The organism is Paenibacillus sp. FSL H7-0942, assembly GCF_045040715.1.
Classification (GTDB): domain Bacteria; phylum Bacillota; class Bacilli; order Paenibacillales; family Paenibacillaceae; genus Paenibacillus; species Paenibacillus amylolyticus.
In genome coordinates this window covers 3,107,150-3,124,827 of sequence record NZ_CP150279.1, presented here as the reverse complement: position 1 = coordinate 3,124,827, position 17,678 = coordinate 3,107,150, and the positions used below count along the sequence as shown (strand labels likewise).

Below are 17,678 nucleotides of genomic sequence, written 5' to 3'. Positions count from 1 at the left end.
CTCCCCATTTTATCCGCACCAAAAAGAGGCCTCGTTTATACGAAGCCCCTGATTGAACACAATGAATATTAAGTTGTTATAATTAACCCTTTTGTTTCACCATACTCGTTGACTTCCCCTTCACCAATCGGGCAGGCAAAACAACCCTGTTCACTGTCATTTCGTTGTTCTGCATACTTTGAAGCACCATCTCGAATGCCTGTTTTCCCATATCAAACTGGCTTTGTCTCATATGGGTTACACGGCTTCCTTCGGCAGCGTTTGGACTGTCAAAGCAAATGATGGACATATCTTCCGGGATTCTCAGACCAAGCCGATCCGCTGCCTGTTCTGCAAGTAAAGCAATATGATACTCCGCAGCAAAGAGTGCAGTAATCTGGGGGTATTTCTGTAAATGTTCCACCAATGTCTCCACATCACGGACCTCGACTTGAGGATCAAACACACTTGGCAGTGTCGAAAGAAAAGATTCTAACCACAGTTCCCTGTTCACCAGAACTCCTTGATCATTGTGAGCCTCAATAATGCCTTCAATTCGTTCTTCAATGGGTGTAGTGTTCGCCGGAGGCTGCGTCAGAAAAGCGATGTGTCGGTGACCGAGATCGAACAAATAATTCATCCCTTCTCGCGCCGCGCCTACATTATCCGTACTGACAGATGAAGCTGGAATGCCTTTCAAGTACCGGTCAATCAGGACAAACGGGAATTTGTTAACGACCAGTTTTAAAATCTCATCGCTGAAATATTCACCCTGTGCCGGGAAAATAATCAATCCATCCACACCCAGTTCCAGCAGTTCCTGAATGCTCTGTTCCTCCTGCTCGGGAATCCCGAAGGAACGTCTAAGTACGAGAAAACAATCATGCTCTCGCGAAGCTTCTTCCATACCATATAACAGTTCTGTACCATACATATCACTGAAATTAGTAATGACCAGACCAATGAGCAGCTTCTTCTCTGGATCTTTAACCGAAGCAAGCGGAGCAGGTCTGTTAGATCTTTCTTGTAACATTTCTGCTGTGTCGGCTACAAAAGAACCCCGTCCCGGCTGACGAACAATTAATTGTTCACTCGCCAGCATCTCAAGTGCTTTTTTAGTTGTAATCCGGCTCACTCCGAATTCATCACATAATTCCTTTTCCGAAGGAACACGCTCACCCACTTGATATTGATGAAGCTGTATCCGTTCACGCAAGGATTCAAAGATCTGTTCATACATCGGCTTGGATGCCGAATCTTTCCCCAATACAAGCACCTCCATAAATACCCATACTTCTCATGTTCTACATCCTAATATATCATGTTATATCATTAATGTGAAGAAAGGAGACAACTCACCTGCTGTCATATGAGAGCAAAAGAAAAAGCATCCCGATGGATGCTTCATTAATCTTAGGCGTCAGTTATGAATCGAGACAACAAAAAGCCGACAAGCCCTGATACCTCGGCTTATCGGCTTCTTGCTTAGATGGTCAAAACGCAGTTATCATCCAAGTCATACTTTGCATAATTAAGGTTGCAGACCCTCAGCGGACGGTGGACTCACTTCCGTTCCATTCTCTTCAGGGCTCGAATCTGGTTCTGGAACGGATTGTTCTTGTGCTGCGCTGACGAACAATCGTCCAGCTGCTTCCGCCTCTACTTTGTTGCCTGCTGCATCCTGAGCGCGAATCACAATGACTCCACCATCCAGAACAAGGGATGAAGGTGTTGTGTACGTACCCGTATAACGACCAGGTTCAGTCTCCACCAATGGAATCTCTCCTGCCCCTTGGGCATTCAGATTCAAAGGTAACTGAATACGGAAAGATGCTTGCAGACCAGGTTTACTATCAAATGAAACGGTAACACTCTCCCCTGATGTGATTCGAACATCTTCAGCCGGAGTAATATTCGTAAGTTCTGGCAACGCCGTTTCCACATAGACGGTGCGGGTTACGGTTGTTTTGTTACCAGCGATATCGGTTGCTGTAATGGTTATTGTGTTCTCGCCTTCATTGACCAATACACGGTGACTGAAACTTCTGTCTTTACCCACTTGTACGGTTTGTCCGTTAACGGTTACCTTATCGAGGAATTGTTCCACGACATTACCCGTTACGTGAACCACTTCTGCATTGATGCGATCCCCTTGAGCTGGCGTGAGAATCGTCAATTGTGGTTTGGTCTGATCCAGAATAATGACTACGGGGAGTGAACGGTCCGTTGTTTTACCGTCTACCACTGCCTCCGCAGTAATCGCATTAATGCCAGAACGGAGCTTCACACCGTATGAGAACTTCCCATTTGCCACCGTTGTGGTGCCAGCCAGATCCTTGCCGTTGTAGATCTTGATCTGAGCTCCAGATGCCGGAGACGTTCCCGACACAGTGAAGGTCGATTGATTCGTATACGTGTTTGCAGGTACTGTGAGCACAGGTGCATTTACCGGATATCTCACGACTGCACGAATCATGTAATTGCCTTCTTCTACCGGTGAAGTACTCCATGCTCCGCTTACACGCTGCCAGCTTCGACCTGCATTTGGACCATCCTCATCGGTAGCGAGTCCCGGAGCGCTAGTTCCAGCTAAACTCTGTACATACACGATATAGAAATCACCCGTTACAATGACCGGTTCTGGGAATTCAACGGTTGTCCATTGATCGTTACGAAGTGCAGTACCGTCAAATGGTCCAGCCAGTTGCCGTCCCGGAGCTCCGCCCGCACCCGATGCATCATATACGGCATATTGGAACGCTGTGCCTCCAGGTACAGGCCATTCGGTGTTCCAGAATCGGAACGATGCACCTGTCAGTTGAGCGGTCTCCAGCTCTGGTGTCATTCGAACTGCCCAAGCGTTATCCGCAGCATTAAAAGCTCGTGCGTTCTCTGCTGTTCCATCATCATAAGCAATTTCCCCAGGGAAACCGATGAATGGTTTTAAGGCAACATTTGCCTCAGCCGTACCATTACCAGGGACTGTCACAGTAACGGTTTTACTGTAATAATCTGCAGCCCGGATGGATAGGGTATAACTTCCTTCCAATACCTGAATATCGAAGCTGCCATCTGAACCTGTGCGAACTTCACCTACATTCGCATCTTCCACCACGAGAACGGAAGCATCAGCCAGTGGTTGTCCTGTCCGCTCATCCGTTACTACACCTTCAATCTGCCCATGCGGAATTGCTTCCAGATTAAAGTTGGCTTTGGCTCCATTGCCATCTGTAATCGTCACCTGCTGAGTTCGAGGATAATATCCATATGCTTCAGCTTTTAACGTGTAATCACCTGCTACGTGTGTGAAGTTATACTTGCCTGTAGCTGGATCTGTCTTCACCGAACGTCCGGTTTCCAGTACGGTAACCGTTGCACTTGCAGGCAGGCTTTGTGGATTAACCGAACCTGTTCCTGGTTTTTCAACTTCAGGTTGTTGCTGTTTCGTTTTGTTAAATTCCGCTTTGTCTGTCCGCGAAATTTTGTACCATGGATTATCATAGGACGGTTTTGGTTTGTCATTGTTAAGCACAACCGCACTGTCCTCCGTTACCGTCTCTGCAGCAACTCCCAGTACACGGAAATCATCAATGAACCAGCCTGTCTTCACAACACTGTTATCTGAGGTCAGGCGGAACCGGAATTGAACTTCATTACCGGTAAGTGCATCCAGATCATAAAATACAGGTGTCCATTGTTTACCGTTGGTACTATGTGAGAATTTGTCCAGTTCTGACCATGTGGTTCCACCATCCTTGGTGACTTCCACATACCCGTAATCGTATCCACTCTCAATCTCGTACCAATGATTAAACGTAAGTGTTCCTTCGGACACATCCGTCAAATCAATGACCGGAGATACGAGTGAATAGTTGGAGCCACTCTCGTACGTATTGTCGAGATCAGTCGCCCAGACATTCGGTGGAGAAACCGCGCTGGCAGGTCCCGTTACCGGAATACCGCGTTCCCACTCATCTTTGGTTCCTGAATGAGTCCAGCCATTATCATCACTGCCATCGAAATGATCGATGTAGATATCCTGAGGCACCTCTACTGTAATGGAGACCTCATTCGATTTGTCGCTTTCATTGCCACTATAATCAAGTGCGGCAACGGTATAATAATACGTCGAATCTGTCACCGTAGCCGTATCTGTAAACGTTGTTCCTGTTGCAGTTCCAATGGATTCATAACCTGCACCTGCGGTTGTGGAGCGATATACGATATAGGATTCGAGATCCTCATCGCTCGGACCCGTCCAGCTCAAGGCTACATTACCAAGAATATCGGCCGTCGCAGACAATCCGGCAGGAGCACCCGGAGCAATCTCATCCAGTTCTTCTACAGCGAAATCATCAATGTACCAGCCAGCCTTTTGCAATGAATTATCGCTCGTCAGATTGAATTTGATGAACACCTGCTGTCCCGCGTATTCGCGAAGATCCACATATTGTGTCTTCCAATTGCCACCTGTACCCGTGAAGGTTAACAGTTCTTGGAACACATAATCGCTATCCTCGGAAGCGATGTATACCTTGCCGAAGTCGATGTTATTCTCCAAGTCATACCAGTGCTTGAAGGATAACAATGCCCCTTCCGGACTCTCGGTGAGATCAATTGGCGGCGCAAGCAGATATGCATTGCTATTCGCCACATAAGTTCCTTGCAGATTGGTTGCAATCACCTTGTCACCGGAGTAGGCACTTCCAGGACCACTGCTTGGTGCTCCCCATACCCAGGTACTTCCGGTTCCGCCAGTCGTGAATCCAAGCTGATCTTCTTCAAAATCCTGAAGGTATCCTGGCTGAACACCATTGGACACAGCCACTTTGTATACCTGACTTTCGAATCCGTTGTTACCGTAGTCGTTCACACGGATATAATACTCCACACCTTGCGGTTCAATAAGAAAAGCAGGGATTGTCGCTGTATACGTCCCATCTTTGTTATCTCCAGCAATCCGGTTCATCGGTAGATAAACGTACTGGTTGGTGCCTGTCGTTTTGGCAAAAGCCTCGACGGAGACTACTGCGACGTTATCTGTCACATGAGCCGTTAGTGGTATATCAATGCCTGTAAAGGCAGAATTAACAGGGGTATGTGCCAGTACTGGCTCTTCCAGATCATCTCCGGCCGTAACCACTCTGCCGGATACCGTGCCAATTCCTTCGAGTACAGACCCCACAGCATCAAGGGCATTAATAATGCCGTGACCGTAGCCGTTATTAGGAGATGTCGGATACTGACTATCCGTTCTCGGCGTGGCTGTATCTGTAATGATCTGCTCCAGCTGATCCACCGTAAGGGAATGATTGGCCTGAAGCAGCAGTGCAGCAAGTGCAGTTGTATGTGGGCCTGCCATGGATGTTCCGTTCCAGCCTCCCTCATATACTCCGCCCGGAACTGATGAACGGATATTCACACCAGGTGCAGATACTTCCGGTTTGATCTCACCATACGGGGATGGGCCCAGCAGGGAGAACGAAGCCAGATTTCCGTTGATATCGGTTGCTCCTGTAGCAAAACTTTCAGGATAGTTGGCTGGGTTAGCAACAGAACCAGGTCCGCCCGGGTTACCCAGTCTCACATTTCCTGCGGAGAATTCCGGGAAAATCTGAGCATCACGCCAAGCTTGGACCATAGGACGGAACCATTCATCCAATCCTGCGCCTCCGCCCCACGAGTTGTTAACAACATCCGGTGCAAGTTCAGGATGCAGATTGCCTTCCGCATCCACCGGAGCGATCAACCATTGTCCGCCATCCAGAATAATGGCATCTGTTGTTTCCGGATTGAATATCCGTACACCAATCCACTTCGCACCGGGAGCAACCCCGATCTGGTTGGTACCATCTGCTTCGGAGCCAACCATCGTACCCATCGTGTGCGTACCATGCCCGTCTCCGTCCGCAGGGAGGGAAGCATTACTGTGCGGATCATACCAGCTCAGTTCGGGATCAACGATATTGCCCGAAGCATCCAGTCCCCGCCATTTGCTGCGAAGCGCCGGGTGGGTATAATCCACACCGCTGTCCAGATTGGCAACAACAATCCCTGTTCCATCGATGCCCCGATCCCACACGGCAGGCGCATTGATGTAATCCAGGTTCCATTCCACGTTCTCTGTCGCAAGCTTGTCCTTTGCAGCAGGCTCTTTGTCTTTGTCTTTGACACCGACTGAAGAGTCTTTAGCTGGCGTTTGGACAGCATCTTTGCCTGGTGCCGCATTCGCCGGTTCTTTACTCACTTCGGCTTTCTGTAAGTATCTCGTCTCATTCGGTAGAATCTTCTCCACCTCAGGCAGCAGCGCAATCTGTTCCATGACTTCTTTGGTACTCGTTACTGCCAGTGAATTTACGATAAAATAGCTTTTATATTCTTTGACCTTACCCAGGTCAACTTCCTTTTCCAGATAAGTTTCCAATGGATATTGTGTACGCGAGGCCGTTTCTCGCAGAGAGCTGACAACCGAATTACGAACGGACAGCTTTGTGGCTGAAGCCGTTTGTTTGGCGATGGTCGCCTTTTCAAGGGCCTGTTTGGAGACTGCTGCTGTATCCACCTGTTCCTTCATTTTCACCAGATAGGTCACATATTCACTACCATCAAATTCTTTGGTCAGCTTGGCGTTTACTTTGGACTCCGTAACTTTGGCAAGTCCAGATTTCATATCCAATTTGGATGATGTGGAGTTTTCAGCTGAAACCGGATGAATGATCGAAAATGCAAGGAGAAGCGAGAGCCCCATGGAGATGGGCTTGCGTAACCGATTAATCTTTATCAAACTTTTCCACTCCTTTTACCCGGTTTTTTAATTTAGTCTGGTACATATGCCCTTCTCTGCAGAATGAAACGGTAAATTACCTTTATTGCGTACGAAATAGATACCCTGGATTTCACATAAAGCCTCACCTCCTTTACAGGTCTGGTTAGGGAACAATATGAGTCAGAAGAGATAACAGATCAGTCTATGATTTTTTACTTGGAAGTTTAGGAGATTGAATGAATCAGATTAAACCATGTGAGTGAATAGTTTGGGTGTTTGAATAATGCAATGAGAGTGAATGTCTATAAGCATTCATGTGGAAGGGTAATCTGGAGCGTTAGCAGAACGCTTGCTAAGGAGTGGTGGATATGACTTTCGATCGTGATTCGAGTGAGTGCTTAAACATTTTAATTACATATAATAGTCGATTAGGAATTTAATTGGATTTTATTGGTATAGTATAAAGTCATTATTCGATATACACAAGCACTATATTGAAAAATATAGAAAATAAGTCTATTTAATGCTTTTATGTGTCTGATGTCGCTTACGTATTTCAGCTTATTTTTCGTATTTATGCATTATTTTGATGAATAATAGTTTGTAGTAGTTCTATATAACCAAGACCTGACACTCAAAATTTCAAATCAAGAAAAAGAACGACATGAGAACTCTCATGTCGTTCATCTCAAAATTTATATCTCATCATGTAATGTTCACGCCGCCACTTGCATACCCGACAACCGTATTCACAAGTGTGAGTCCGGCTGCCGTTGCCGAGAACACCAGCAGCAGACGTGTCTGTGCAGTCACAGGTATAGTTAATCCGGTTGTTATGCCATTGGAGATACTACCCAATGCAATAATACCGGTGAGTGGAGGTGCCAGTGTAACAACCGCCCCCGGAACCGCAGTAAATGCATTATCAGGAGTAGGTGAACTGAATAATTGCGCAGTGATGGTCACCGTTGAACCAACTAAGGCCAAGGCTGCTGTGGTACTGAAATAGGCAGCAATCGAAGTTATAACGCCATCCCGTGGGACAGAGAATGCAAAGTTAATGAGTGGTCCGACAATCGTTCCCGTTAAATCAATCGTGCCACCCAGAATGCTGACTCCTGTTGCAGAGCTGCCGAAACCGATAAGGCTTGTCGTTCCCACCAGTCCACCAAGAATCGTTGTTAATATGGCAGGCCCGCCAGAAGCAAACGGTATGATGGCGCCAGAACCCGTAGCCCCAGTAACACCGGTGCTGCCAGTTACTCCCGCAATCCCAGTTGCGCCGGTAGCCCCGGTTACCCCTGCAATTCCCGCTGCACCCGTATCTCCTGTCACACCCGTTGCCCCGGTAGCCCCTGTGACTCCCGCAAGTCCAGCTGCCCCGGTAGCCCCGGTGACTCCGGTGGCTCCTGCTACGCCAGGATCACCTGTTGCTCCTGTAACGCCCGCTGCCCCAACAGCTCCTGTACTCCCCGTTACACCTGTCGCTCCTGTTGCGCCACCTGCTGGGCCTGCCGCACCCGTTGCTCCAGTAACACCTGTCGCACCTGCTGGTCCCTGGGCACCAGCAGCTCCCGGTGTACCAGCTGGACCTACACCACCCTGAGAACCAGCAGCGCCAGCCGGGCCTTGTGGACCAGGTACGCCCTGAGGACCCGCTGGTCCTGCAGGTCCTGCCGGACCTTGACTGCCTATGTTTCTAAGCCCTGTTGTGATAGCCAATTCGGTCGCCCGGATCAAAATGACCAGTTGATCTTTCTCAGCCGAATCGATATTCCCCTGTAAAATGACAGATAGGAGCACATCCAGCAATTGCTGCAAATTGGTTCCCACACTGATCGGAGAAAATGGAACGGCCTCTGCAGATACAATGGTAAGCTCCAAGATCGCTTCGAGATCTGCCTTGGTTCCCTTTTTCAAATCCGAGCAATGAACCAGAGCCAGTAATTTACGCAGTACCTCAATCAGAAGTGAAACATTGTGAGGCGTGGGATTGGCAAAAACCTGTACAATTGCTCCCTTCAACTCACCAATTAATTTGAGAAGGAATTCGGCTTCTTTGTCAAAACACTTATGATGGTGGTTATTGTGATGATGATTGTGGTGGTTATGATGGTGCTCGTGATGGTGTTCTTTGTGCTGCTCTTGGGGATGGTCACAGTCCTCAGCTTTTTTTTTCTTAAATCCGCTCCAACCATATCTGATGCGTTTCTTTGGTTTCATCTTTTTTGCAGATCCTCCTTAGTGAGTCTCAATCAATCCATTACAGGCGAACATCACTGGTTTGATGATATCAGTATATTAGCAAGCAAGAATTTCGTGATTATTATATAAGTAAATTTCCGAATTACAGTTTTCAGCTTGGAGGAGCCTCCATTATCATGAAGAGGATTTTGCATGGAAGTCAGCCTTATGTATAACCCAACCAAAAGAGCGCTATCCGATGAGTACAATACTCCTAGATGCGCCCTTTTTATATTTACAGTATTTAATTTATCTTTGTTGATTAGTCCAATTTAATTTTGAAAACAATAGGCGCATTACTTTTCACAGTTGTCGTTGTGATCATCAGTGCGTCCGCTGTTCTCTCCCATTTCGGTTGTTCCTCGTAACCAAGTACCTGAATATCTTGAATGCCCCCTTGAAAATGGTGAGAATTTTCCTTCAGGGATTTAATCTGCACCACCCCGTTATCTGGATAGGCAAGAACCGTGGCATACAGATCGCTTTCTTTTAACGTAAACCGTATATCTTCACTCGTAAATATCTTCGTATCCCCATCCGTGAATTGCCCTTCCTTCACCTCTGTCGGACCCTCGCCAAACGTACGCCAGAATGACGTGTCATAGATCGCTTCCCCATTCACTTCCAGCCACTTGCCAATGCTCAGCAAAATCTCACGATCTTCTTCCGGTATGCTGCCGTCTGCTTTGGGTCCAATGTTCAGCAGTAAATTTCCGTTTTTGCTTACAATATCGACGAGATCCCGAATGATCTCTTCAGCCGTTTTATAGTTATTATTTTCCGTATAACACCATGAGTTTTTAGCAACAGCTGTATCCGTTTGCCAAAAATAGGGCTTAAGCTCAGCGAACTGTCCCCGCTCCACATCCGGAACGGCACTACCAAACATGTAGGCCTCATGTTTATAATTGATAGCTACAGGCACGCCCCATTCTTCGCCTTTGTTATAATAATAGGCAGCAAATTTTTTAAGATAGGGTTTGAACGCAACCGTTTGAATCCACCAATCAAAATAAAAGACCTTTGGCTGATATTGATCGACCAGTTCACAGCAGCGAATCAACCAGTCCTCCAGATACTCCTCGGTTGGAGGTGAGTCATACAAGTCGAAGTGATCCTTGGGTTCAGGCATGGCAGGCCAATAGAAATCCCCACGCTCCAGAGGTTCCTTAATATCTGAATCAAACTCCTTCCCGTGAGACATGAAGAACCAGTGCTCGGCGCGGTGAGACGACACGCATAATGTCAGCCCCTGCTTCTCGTATGCAACCTTCATCTCACCGAGAAGATCCCGTTTGGGGCCCATTTCATATGTGTTATAGTGAGAGATAGAGCTTTTGTACATCTGAAAACCATCATGGTGCTCAGCCACAGGCATAACATATCTGGCTCCAGCCTGTTTGAATAACGTTGCCCATTCGTCTGCATCGAACTTCTCTGCACGAAACATCGGAATGAAGTCTTTATATCCAAAGTCCTTATGAGGTCCATACACCTCAAGGTGATGTTCATAAGCTTTGGTCCCTTGTATGTACATATTTCGCGAATACCATTCGCTATCATAGGCTGGTACAGAATATAGCCCCCAGTGAATGAATATGCCGAATTTCGCTTTTGGGTACCATTCGGGTACTTGGAAGGTGCTAAGCGAACTCCAGTTGTCCTTGAAATTACCGCTCTCAATCGTTGCTTCAATATGTTGCAAATATTCGTTTTTGTCCATGAGATGTTCTCATCCCTTCTGTTATTGTCTGTAGTTGTATTGTAGTGCTACGGCTGAAAGATAGACATGCAGAACACTAACTTTTAGATGGACAATAATAACCTTGTATGGAGATGAAAAGTATGAATCATCAAACTTTGCTTACGAACTACCTGTCCAATCTCCAAGTCGAATTATTCATGGTCAATTACAATCGGTGCGATACGGATTGGCGGGATCTGGATTACACGCCCGATTACAGCAAGTTTTATTTCATATGCGAAGGTGAAGGTTGGCTCAAAATTGGGGATGAGGAGTATTACCCTGCACCTAATCAACTTATTTTAATGCCAGAGGGGATCCAACAGTCCTACTCTGCCATTAATGACCGTCCTTTTCTCAAATATTGGTGTCACTTTAGCGCAAAGGTTGGGGGAATCAATCTGTTCCAAATTCTGAAATTCCCACACATCTGTACGATAGATCAACCTGAGTTGATTCAAGCAATCTTCAGCAGTATCCTTACATATGCAAAATCCGATGAAGTCTATGGCCATATGATGGCCAAGAGCAAACTAACCGAGCTACTGTCCCACTATATAATGAATCTGGATCTGGATCAGATCTCTTTTATTAACGTGCCTGTCATGGAGAAACTGTCCACCATTCTGGCTTATATTGATTCCAACATCGAAGAGAATATTTCGGTTCAGGATCTGGCCCAGATCGCCTACATGCATCCGAATTATTTCATTCGATTCTTCAAGCAGCAGATCGGTGTTCCTCCGATCCTCTATATTACTGGCAAAAAAATCGATAAGGCCAAGGAGTTGCTGGCCTGCACCCCGAACACAATAACCACCATCGCCGAGCATCTCGGTTTCAGTGATTTGTATTATTTCTCCAGACAGTTCAAAAAGCATACAGGGTTAACTCCAACGGAGTACCGCAAACAACAAACGGGACTTACAACGAAACATGGTCTATAAATAAACTCAAAGCAAAGAGAGAGTTCCCTCATTCGGAACTCCCTCCTATAGACTTGTTTCTGTTCGATTCATGCTGAGTTACTTTCTTGAGTTCTCTCAAATAAGCATAACCATAGTTTTGATCCGGCTCAAGATATGCCCCTTCCGCCCACTCATTCCAGGCATTAACAAAAAGATATTCACTTTTGTACAGCGTCCTCGCTCGTTCCATCTGTCTGGACAGATACAGCCCAAACTTCTCTGGGGTGGCCCCGAGCGTACTCTGTCCGTCAACACCTCTCCGCGGTGTATTATCCCAATTGACAAAAGCACCTGGATAAACAATTTCTCCGTTACGGTGTGGTGTTCGTTCGAGAATGGAGGACCATACCTTGTCGTAATTCACAGCAATATGCTGCTGTCCCTTGATATTCATTTCGATCCAGATTCCATTCATATGTCCATGTGCAAACGTATAATGCGGTTCAAATTCCATACTCGCATCAAAGATCTGACCATTAAATGTAGGGAATCCACCAATGGTCTGCACAAAATGAATCCCTTTCAGGCCATGCTTCAAAGCCAATTCACGCCAAAACTGAATCATTTCCTCACATTGCGGAATACTGGCTGGTCGATAGATCAGAAATAATGGCTTATCTTCCACTCGAATATATCGTTTGTCCTTAAATACTTTTACCAGATAATTAAAATGTTCTTCCCAATCCTCTCGATCCCCATAGTTCTGGGCCATGAGAACATCGGATTCTTGCCCATCCCATTTTCTTGTCCATGTCTCATTGGCCCAGGACAAGCAAAAAGGAAAATCAGGCTCCCCACTTTCCAAAATTTCATTCACTGGTTTTTCCAGCAAACGCTTGCCTTTGAACCAATAATGATAATAACAAAATCCATAAATGCCATGTTGTTTAGCCGTTTCCGCTTGCCAATTTCGTACATCTGGATCGGAAAGATCATAATATTTCCCCTGAAACGGCTGCTTAGGCTGATGATGACCCGAATATAAAGGCGTGGCTTTTCTTACATTGGTCCATTCAGTAAAACCGTCCCCCCACCATCGGTCGTTCTCCTCAATCCGGTGAAATTGGGGCAGATGCAGAGCAATTACCTTCAATCAGAACTCCTCCAATGCAGCAACTTGATGCAGCCTACGCTCCTGTGATTTTTGGGATGATTTATATGAAAATGATATCCAGCAGTCGCAATGTTTTTTGTAGATGGGATTGATTATATTTCATGTATGCCAGAGCATGGCTAGCGGCCAGTCTCCTTGCATCAACACTCTGCCAGTAATGTTCAAACTTCAGAGTGAGTTCTTCACAAGAGTTGTATTGTTGAAAGTTACTAAGGTCAATCCCGTTGCTCTGATTCACAGATGGTCCTATGAGCTGAAACGTCCCACATGCGGCAATTTCCATCACGTTTTTGATTGATTCGCCACGATGAATAACCAGTTTACTTCCGTTATATAACATCTGACGAGCTTCATTCGTATGAACAGGCTTGAAATCCCCGATCTGTGCCCAACCCTTTCCATCTACCCGAACCTTTTTGTTATCCAAAAGACCCGATTTGGCAACAGCGGTGACGATGCCATCCGATTCTGCATCCCCGATGATATAAACATCCGATTCGTACTCCGAGGGAACAGCTTGCGGACAGAATATATGTGGATCAGGCGGCATGAACAGTTCATGACTACCAGTGCTTCCCATATGATGCTGATCATCGCTTATTTGGGTTGAATGTTGTGTAAACACGTGATCAAAAATCGGTAGAATAGTTTCGCTTTGGTTCACATGTTGATCGGCAGACAACCAGATGGCCTTCTTCACGGTTGATGTCCTTAATGCTGTAATATTCTCATCCGGCAAGTTTTCTTCGCTTCCGATGACCATAATTAGGTCAACATCATTAGAAGACAAGCAGGCTGACACGGATTCGATATATTTAATCTCATTCACATTTCTCACGAGATGTTTCAGACTCTGTTCAATCAGGACGCAATGTGATGACATTTCTCGGTCATTACAAGGAGTGATAAGAAGCACATTTAACTCCTTATAGATCACTTTTGGTACTTCTCGGGTAGGTATGCTTCCCACCTGCATCATTTTCAGCCATTGCTGATTCAGTTCCAATTGCTGTACTTCCATATGTTTACGCATGGATTTGAGTTTCCTGTTCAGAACCACATTCATCTGTCTCAGGAATAACCGGTTCGCATCATGAACTGAACGTTTCTTTTTCGCGGACTTAACCTGCGTTCTTGACTTCTTTTGGATAACAAACCCTCCTGTTCCATGCGAAAACATTCTCTGCCTACAATATGCACGAAATAGTGTTTCGCTAACTCTTTATCTGCAAAAGGGGCTTTATCCCAAGTATATAATGTGTAGCCACCCGGATCATTCCAGATCTTGTCCTCATAGAATATAAGAATACTATATAGGAGATGATATCTTTGCCAACATTTGATAGCATCCTTGTCACCGGTAATCAGACCATTAACCAAGATCTGCAAGTTAATGGTAATCAAACCGTTGGTGTCGATCTAAACGTCAATGGCAGTCAGACCATAACAGGAAGCCTTCAAATCAACGCCAGCTCCTCGATTGTCAACCATTTGGGTGTAGGCGGAGTGATTGAAGCTGGAGATAGCGTTAAGGCCGCTACACAATTAATGGCACTTAATCAACCTACTCTTCCAGTCTCCCTCCCCGTTTTGCAACAATTCAGATATTACAATCCTGGTGTTGCAGGTCAACCCGGTCTGGTCTTAACAGGGACTGCTGGCAATCAATATATACTGTTCGTTGATGAAAGTAGCGGGACACCCCATCTCGCCATTCAACCCGTATAATATAACCCTGAATCAGATGAATTTCACCAAAAGAAGCGATATCCGAGTACATTCCGGATATCGCTTCTTTTGGTTTCTTTTCTGATGAAGCCTACTTATAACTCCATCTATTTATTAATCTGTGATCAATACGGACAAGACACTCTTGCTTTCCAGCTGGAACTTCATCAATACATCGTCGCGCAGCTTAACCTGTATGTTGCCCGTTTTCTCCCCATCATTGAAGAGGACTACAGCTACGGAACCATCGGCATTTTTAAAAGCCACAGAACAAATTCCATCATCACTGGATGTTGATTCGATCCGAACAGCCTTCGGGCGGATCACAGCACTGAAATGAGCCAGAGCATAATAATCAAGTGTATACGTAAGTTCCTTTGTTTGCTGATTCACCTGTACGATCCCACGACACGTACTGCGGCCAAATCCCGGAACTGTCGGCCCGTTGTTCTCATCAAGTGCCATATTCCAAAGTACAAAGGACTTGCTGTAATTGCGAAGAATCTGAATTCCCGTTCGCATCACATTTGAGAAGGCTTGCTCAAATGGCGGAATCCACTCTCCACCCGAACCTTCAGTGAAATGCACTTCTTTCCCTGCAACAGCTTCATAAACCTTCGTTTGAGCAGAAGCATCGCCCCCGTACCAATGCCAGGCTACGCCATCCACTTCCTCTCCCGCTTGTTCAAGTACAGTCAGGGGATAGTCCGGTTGATCCCAGTTGTGATCGTAACAGAGAATTTTGGTTTGAATATCGTTTTGCACAAAGGCTGGTTTGAGATGGTTTTTGATAAAATCTGCTTGGGCCTCGGCTGGCATCAACATACCAGGATAGTGCCCGGGTTCATAAAGCGCCTCATTCTGTGGTGTAATGGCATGGATCGGTAATCCATGCTTGCCATACGCTTGAATGTATTTCACGAAATATTCAGCATAAACGGGATACCATTCAACCTTCAACTGTCCGGTAATCATCGATCCGCTCGTTTTCATCCATCCCGGTGCACTCCATGGTGAAGCAAACAGTTTCATTTCAGGGTTCAATGCCAACGCCTTTTGCGTTAAAGGAATAACGTCCCCTTCATCATGTGCAATGCTGAATTGGGTTAATTTCGGGTCTACCTTCTGTTCTGGCATATCGTTATAACTGTATATCGTTCTCGCATAGTCCGAAGCTCCCATCGGATTTCGGATGACCGAGAGCCCAATACCTTTCTCTGGATGGAACAGCCGGGTCATAACCTCTTCCCGCTGCTCCTCACTCAAGATTTGGTTGATCAAATAGGCAGATGAATCGGTAAAAGAAGCACCAAATCCGTCCATCTCCTGATACGTTAACTGATCATCCAGATGGATGGTCGTTGTCTCCTTATCAGCATCTAGTGGTTTCAATTGCTCTTGGGATAGAGATACAAATAAATCTTCTTCACCCGTAGATTTGTACATTTTAAATGTAGTCATAGGATTCTCCTTTGTATTTCTATTATTGAATGCCTAGTTTCTCTTTGTTCAATTTCATCTTTTCACTGCGTACCTTCACAATCTCTTCCCAACGGTTCTCACCTAAAAATGACTTGTAAGAAGCCAGTGCATTGTCATACGAGGCATCATCCTTGGACCGTACCATACTGACCAGCGTTGTATTCCACTTCGTATTGATTGCTGACAACGCACGAGCTTCAGGTGTACCTTGATCCGGGCTAATATTCTCCAGAATAAAGTGTGGTTTCAGCTTGCCTTTGCCCCACTCCTGCATCTGTTTAATCGCTTCCGGAAAAGCATCTGCACTGAGTGCTTTGTGGCGGTCATGACCGAAGAACATAAACTCACCCATCCGATAATCCTTTTTGAATTGATCTGCGTTATTCAGTTGCATGTCTTTCACTGCTGGCAGCAATTCTACACTACCGTCGGCTTTGGTTTGGTAGGTTTCCCCTTCGATCCCGTAATTCATAAGCGTCTGTCCTTCTTCACTCAGCAAGTATGTGAATATCTGAATGGCCTTGGCCGGATCTTTACAGTCCTTGGAAATGAAATTGATCATCCACCCGGTTATTCCGGATTGATTCAATGTTGGTGCATTACCTTTGGTACTCTGCGGTCCATCGATAGCAACATATTCTTTGCCTGGATTGGCACTCATGTAGATTTGCAGGTTTCCTCCTTGTTGAGGTGTACCGTCAAGCAGCATGGTCGCATATTTACCGGACTTCACTTTTTCCTCAAAAGCGGTTCCATCATCGGCAAAACTGTCATCACTGATATTGCCGTCTCTATACACGGTGTTCAATGTTTTCAACCACGTGAGGTAATCTTCATCCAGATTACGATCATAGAATTCTCCATTCTCGTTCTCAAGCGGAACACCAATGAAGTCTTGCAACGTATCTCCGAGTGAACCCGTTCCTTCTCCTACGGCATTAAAGCCGAATGGAATCAGCGCAGGGAACTCTTGCTTAATTCGTTTCATCACATTCTGGAATTCTTCTGGCGTTCCAATGACCGGACTACCCAAAGCTTCGTACACATCTTTACGAATGATAAATGCCGTTTTGGCAGGAATGTTACCGCTATCATAATCCTCCTGTGTATTGGAATAGTTCGGGTAACCATAGGTTTTACCATCCGCCAATTGGAACCAGTTCAATGTATCGGCAGCCGCTACCTTATTGAAGTAAGGATCATATTTTTCCGCCAGATCGTTCAGCGGCATCGCCCAGGTTGCAGCTTTTTGTACCACAGGAGAATTGGAGTCAAATACGGTCAGCAAGTCAGGCATATCTCCACCGGCGAAAAAGGTGTTTAACTTGGTATCATCACCTGTGATGAATTTAATATTGATGTTCAGATCCTCTTTGATTTTCTTGGTAACAATGTCCTTGCCAAAATCGGTGTTCCACCAGTCCGCATTGACGTACCATGTCAGGTCGGTAGCCTCTTCCTTTTTATCCAACTGCCAAGCTGGCTTTTCCGGGTCGACCGTATAACGATCTTCAATGGATACCCAGTTCCCTTCACTAGAGCCACCCGATCCACCACTGCAACCTGTAATCATAAGTACGGCTGTGAGCAGTGTTGCGAGCAATTTAATCCCTTTTTTGCCTGATGTCTTGTTCAACTTCAACATATTTTTGT

General features: G+C 45.8%; 10 protein-coding genes. 2 read left to right on the top strand and 8 right to left on the bottom strand.

Annotated features, from left to right (window positions below; translation table 11 throughout):
• Positions 1-82: 82 nt before the first annotated feature.
• The 4 genes from MHI48_RS14010 to MHI48_RS13995 form a co-directional block, all read right to left on the bottom strand.
• The gene (locus MHI48_RS14010) at positions 83-1,255 is read right to left on the bottom strand and encodes a GntR family transcriptional regulator (protein ID WP_305955663.1); all 1,173 of its coding nucleotides are present in this window, start codon (positions 1,253-1,255) and stop codon (positions 83-85) included.
• A 255-nt stretch (positions 1,256-1,510) separates the two neighbouring features.
• Positions 1,511-6,763, bottom strand: coding sequence for a S8 family peptidase (locus tag MHI48_RS14005; protein ID WP_036670772.1), 5,253 nt, complete (start codon positions 6,761-6,763; stop codon positions 1,511-1,513).
• 687 nt (positions 6,764-7,450) lie between these two features.
• A complete protein-coding gene (locus MHI48_RS14000) occupies positions 7,451-8,968 on the bottom strand; it encodes an exosporium glycoprotein BclB-related protein (RefSeq protein WP_083677366.1) in 1,518 nt (505 codons plus the stop codon).
• Between the two features lie 283 nt (positions 8,969-9,251).
• Positions 9,252-10,712 (bottom strand): alpha-L-fucosidase, encoded by a 1,461-nt coding sequence (locus MHI48_RS13995; RefSeq protein ID WP_076249439.1) that lies wholly within the window; start codon positions 10,710-10,712, stop codon positions 9,252-9,254.
• A 122-nt stretch (positions 10,713-10,834) separates the two neighbouring features.
• Here MHI48_RS13995 and MHI48_RS13990 point away from each other — a divergent pair, with 122 nt between their 5' ends.
• On the top strand, positions 10,835-11,680 hold the full coding sequence (locus tag MHI48_RS13990) for an AraC family transcriptional regulator (protein ID WP_076249440.1): 846 nt from the start codon (positions 10,835-10,837) through the stop codon (positions 11,678-11,680).
• Between the two features lie 28 nt (positions 11,681-11,708).
• Here MHI48_RS13990 and MHI48_RS13985 read toward each other — a convergent pair whose 3' ends face one another.
• Positions 11,709-12,794 carry a glycoside hydrolase family 99-like domain-containing protein gene (locus MHI48_RS13985; RefSeq protein ID WP_076249441.1) on the bottom strand — a complete coding sequence of 362 codons (1,086 nt, stop codon included), beginning with the start codon at positions 12,792-12,794 and terminating at the stop codon, positions 11,709-11,711.
• 61 nt (positions 12,795-12,855) lie between these two features.
• Entirely contained in the window at positions 12,856-13,848 is a 993-nt protein-coding gene (locus MHI48_RS13980) for a hypothetical protein (RefSeq protein ID WP_143781410.1), read from the bottom strand.
• Positions 13,849-14,135: 287 nt separating this feature from the next.
• Here MHI48_RS13980 and MHI48_RS13975 point away from each other — a divergent pair, with 287 nt between their 5' ends.
• Positions 14,136-14,543, top strand: a complete 408-nt coding sequence (locus tag MHI48_RS13975) for a hypothetical protein (RefSeq protein WP_235193806.1) — start codon at positions 14,136-14,138, stop codon at positions 14,541-14,543.
• Positions 14,544-14,657: 114 nt separating this feature from the next.
• Here MHI48_RS13975 and MHI48_RS13970 read toward each other — a convergent pair whose 3' ends face one another.
• Together MHI48_RS13970 and MHI48_RS13965 are read right to left on the bottom strand one after the other, a co-directional pair.
• Complete coding sequence (locus MHI48_RS13970; protein WP_076327718.1) at positions 14,658-16,004, bottom strand: glycoside hydrolase family 30 beta sandwich domain-containing protein; 1,347 nt, start codon at positions 16,002-16,004, stop codon at positions 14,658-14,660.
• Between the two features lie 22 nt (positions 16,005-16,026).
• Positions 16,027-17,670 (bottom strand): sugar ABC transporter substrate-binding protein, encoded by a 1,644-nt coding sequence (locus MHI48_RS13965; protein WP_076327719.1) that lies wholly within the window; start codon positions 17,668-17,670, stop codon positions 16,027-16,029.
• Between the last annotated feature and the right edge of the window lie 8 nt (positions 17,671-17,678).

Bases quoted from the DNA above. Each gene is read 5' to 3' on its own strand.
- MHI48_RS13970 (WP_076327718.1), bottom strand. From the start codon at position 16,004: ATGACTACATTTAAAATGTACAAATCTACGGGTGAAGAAGATTTATTT.
- MHI48_RS13980 (WP_143781410.1), bottom strand. From the start codon at position 13,848: ATGCGTAAACATATGGAAGTACAGCAATTGGAACTGAATCAGCAATGG.
- MHI48_RS13965 (WP_076327719.1), bottom strand. From the start codon at position 17,670: ATGTTGAAGTTGAACAAGACATCAGGCAAAAAAGGGATTAAATTGCTC.
- MHI48_RS14000 (WP_083677366.1), bottom strand. From the start codon at position 8,968: ATGAAACCAAAGAAACGCATCAGATATGGTTGGAGCGGATTTAAGAAA.
- MHI48_RS13975 (WP_235193806.1), top strand. From the start codon at position 14,136: ATGATATCTTTGCCAACATTTGATAGCATCCTTGTCACCGGTAATCAG.
- MHI48_RS13990 (WP_076249440.1), top strand. From the start codon at position 10,835: ATGAATCATCAAACTTTGCTTACGAACTACCTGTCCAATCTCCAAGTC.
- MHI48_RS13995 (WP_076249439.1), bottom strand. From the start codon at position 10,712: ATGGACAAAAACGAATATTTGCAACATATTGAAGCAACGATTGAGAGC.